Source organism: Streptomyces sp. GC420, assembly GCF_009916105.1.
Classification (GTDB): Bacteria; Actinomycetota; Actinomycetes; order Streptomycetales; family Streptomycetaceae; genus Streptomyces.
In genome coordinates, this window is record NZ_JAAAXQ010000664.1 from 1 (window position 1) to 2,352 (window position 2,352).

Sequence of the window (2,352 nt, forward strand, 5' to 3'; positions counted from 1 at the left end):
CCCCGCCCCCACCCGCCTCAGACATAGTCCTCCAGCCTGGCCACGGCGTAGCCCCGTTCCGTGACGACCCTCATCACGTGCCGGATCATGTCGGGCATGCTCCCCTCCCACTCGTTCGGGCCGCGGAAGTGGGTGAGGATGATGTCACCGGGATGCAGGTCGCGGTCCGCCTCGCGCCATTCCATCCGGTCCGGGAACGCCTCGGCGGCCCACAGGGGAACGGCCTTCACGCCGCAGGACCCGGCGGCGCGCAGCGTGTCGCGGTCGTAGTTGCCGTAGGGCGGCCGGAACAGGTGCGGCCGCTTGCCGTACCGCTTCTCGATGATCTCCTGCTGCCCGCAGATCTCCCTGCGCTGCGCCGCGTACGACAGTGCGGGCAGGTAGGGGTGGTGCAGCGTGTGGTTGTGCAGGGCCACGCCGCGGTCCCGCATCTTCCGGAAGTAGCCGTAGTTCCCCCGGACGAGGTAGTCGCTGAGGAAGGCGCTGTACGGAATGCCGAGGTCGCTCATCATCCTCAGCAGCCGGGGGTCCTTCTCGGCGCCGTCGTCGATCGTCAGGAAGACGACCTTCTCCTCGGTGGGGACGGTGGTGAAGACGGGCGGCAGGCCCGGCCCCGCGGAGAACCCCTGGCGCGTCCTGATCCTCGGTTTGACCGAGGGGGGTTCGGGCGCGACGAGCGGCACCCGCGCCAGCCCCCACTTCCGGGCCGCGGCGACCCGGACCCGCTGACGTTCCGCGTAGCCGGCGAGCGAGCGGGCGGCGGCCGCCCGGTAGGCCTGCGGCCGGTCCGGCGCGGGCCTCGGCGGCGCCTCGCGTCCGTGTCCGTGCTCGCCGGCGCAGCCTGCGCCGAGAACGGCGGCGAGCAGCGCGACCAGCGCCAGGCGGCGGGTACTTCTCGCCACCCTCTGAGTGAGATGTTCCTTTTGTCGTACGGGCTGCATGGCGCCGCATCCTGTCAGCACGCGCCCCGGGCGCCCCGCCGACACAGCGGCGGCACATCACCGTCCCCCGGCCGGCCGACACCCGCGTCACCCCGACCGGAACAATGGACCCGTGGATCTCGATTCCTTCTCCGCCCTGCTCACCGACGAGGGCCGCACCCTGCTCGGCGCCCTCCGCGACCACGACCCCGCGCAGGAGCTGGCGACCGCGACGCGGCTGCGCAGGGAGCACCCCGCGGCGCTGGTCTCGGCGGCGCTCGGCCAGGCGCGGCTGCGGCAGCGCGCGGCGGCGAAGTTCGGGGACGAGGACGCGTACCGCATGTTCTTCACCCCGAACGGCGTGGAGCAGTCGACCCGCGCCCCGGTCGCCGCGTACCGAGCCGGGCGCTTCGCCGCGCTCGGCGTGCGGACGGTCGCGGATCTGTGCTGCGGCATCGGCGGGGACGCGATCGCCCTCGCCCGCGCCGGGATCTCCGTGCTCGCCGTCGACCGGGACCCGCTGACCTGCGCGGTGGCCCGGGCGAACGCGGAGGCGCTGGGCCTTTCCGGGCTGATCGAGGTCCGGCAGGCGGACGTCACCGAGATCGACACGGCCCCCTGCGACGCGGTCTTCGTCGATCCCGCGCGCCGTTCTTCGGGCCGCGGCAGGATCTTCGACCCCGAGGCGTACTCGCCACCCCTGTCCTGGGCGGTCGGGGCCGCGCTGAAGGCCCCGCACGCGGCACTGAAGGTCGCCCCCGGCATCCCGCACGAGGCGGTCCCGGCCGAGGCGGAGGCGGAGTGGATCTCGGACCGGGGGGATGTGAAGGAGGCCGTCCTCTGGTTCGGGACGGACCCGGGCACGGTCCGCGCCACCCTCCTGCCCGGCCCTCGCACACTGCCCGGCACCGGCCTGCCGGACCCCGGGACCGGCCCCGTCGGCCGGTACCTGTACGAGCCCGACGGCGCCGTCGTCCGCGCGCATCTCGTCTCCGAGGTCGCCCGGCAGGTGGAGGGCCGCCTCATCGACCCGACCATCGCCTACGTCACGGCCGACGGGCTGCGCCCGACCCCGTACGCCACCGCGTACGAGATCACCGACGCGCTGCCCTTCAACGTCAAGAAGCTCAAGGCGCTGCTGCGCGAGCGCGAGGTCGGCGTCCTCACCGTCAAGAAGCGCGGCTCTGCCGTGGAGCCCGAGGAACTGCGCAGGAAGGTCAGACCCCGGGGCCCGCGCTCGGCGACCGTCTTCCTGACCCGCGTCGCGGGCGCGCCGGCCATGCTGCTCGGCCACCCGGCGAGGGAGGACTAGGGTCCGTCTTCAAAGATCGCTAGATGGTGGATCATGGTGGCGTGATACGCCGTCACGAACTCACCGACCAGGAGTGGGAGTTGCTCGCTCCACTCATACCGCGGGCCAAGACGGGACGAC

Annotated in this window: 2 protein-coding genes; one reads left to right on the forward strand and one right to left on the reverse strand. The window is 73.1% G+C overall.

All coding sequences use genetic code 11. The annotated features are described in order from the left end of the window. Nucleotides 1-17: 17 nt before the first annotated feature. Nucleotides 18-941: a polysaccharide deacetylase family protein gene (locus tag GUY61_RS37565; RefSeq protein WP_166634764.1), complete on the reverse strand. Its 924-nt coding sequence runs from the start codon at nucleotides 939-941 to the stop codon at nucleotides 18-20. On the opposite strand from GUY61_RS37565, the gene GUY61_RS37570 reads away from it, so the two are divergent. Next, nucleotides 940-2,232: a THUMP-like domain-containing protein gene (locus tag GUY61_RS37570; protein WP_166634765.1), complete on the forward strand. Its 1,293-nt coding sequence runs from the start codon at nucleotides 940-942 to the stop codon at nucleotides 2,230-2,232. The genes GUY61_RS37565 and GUY61_RS37570 overlap by 2 nt on opposite strands. Nucleotides 2,233-2,352 lie beyond the last annotated feature (120 nt).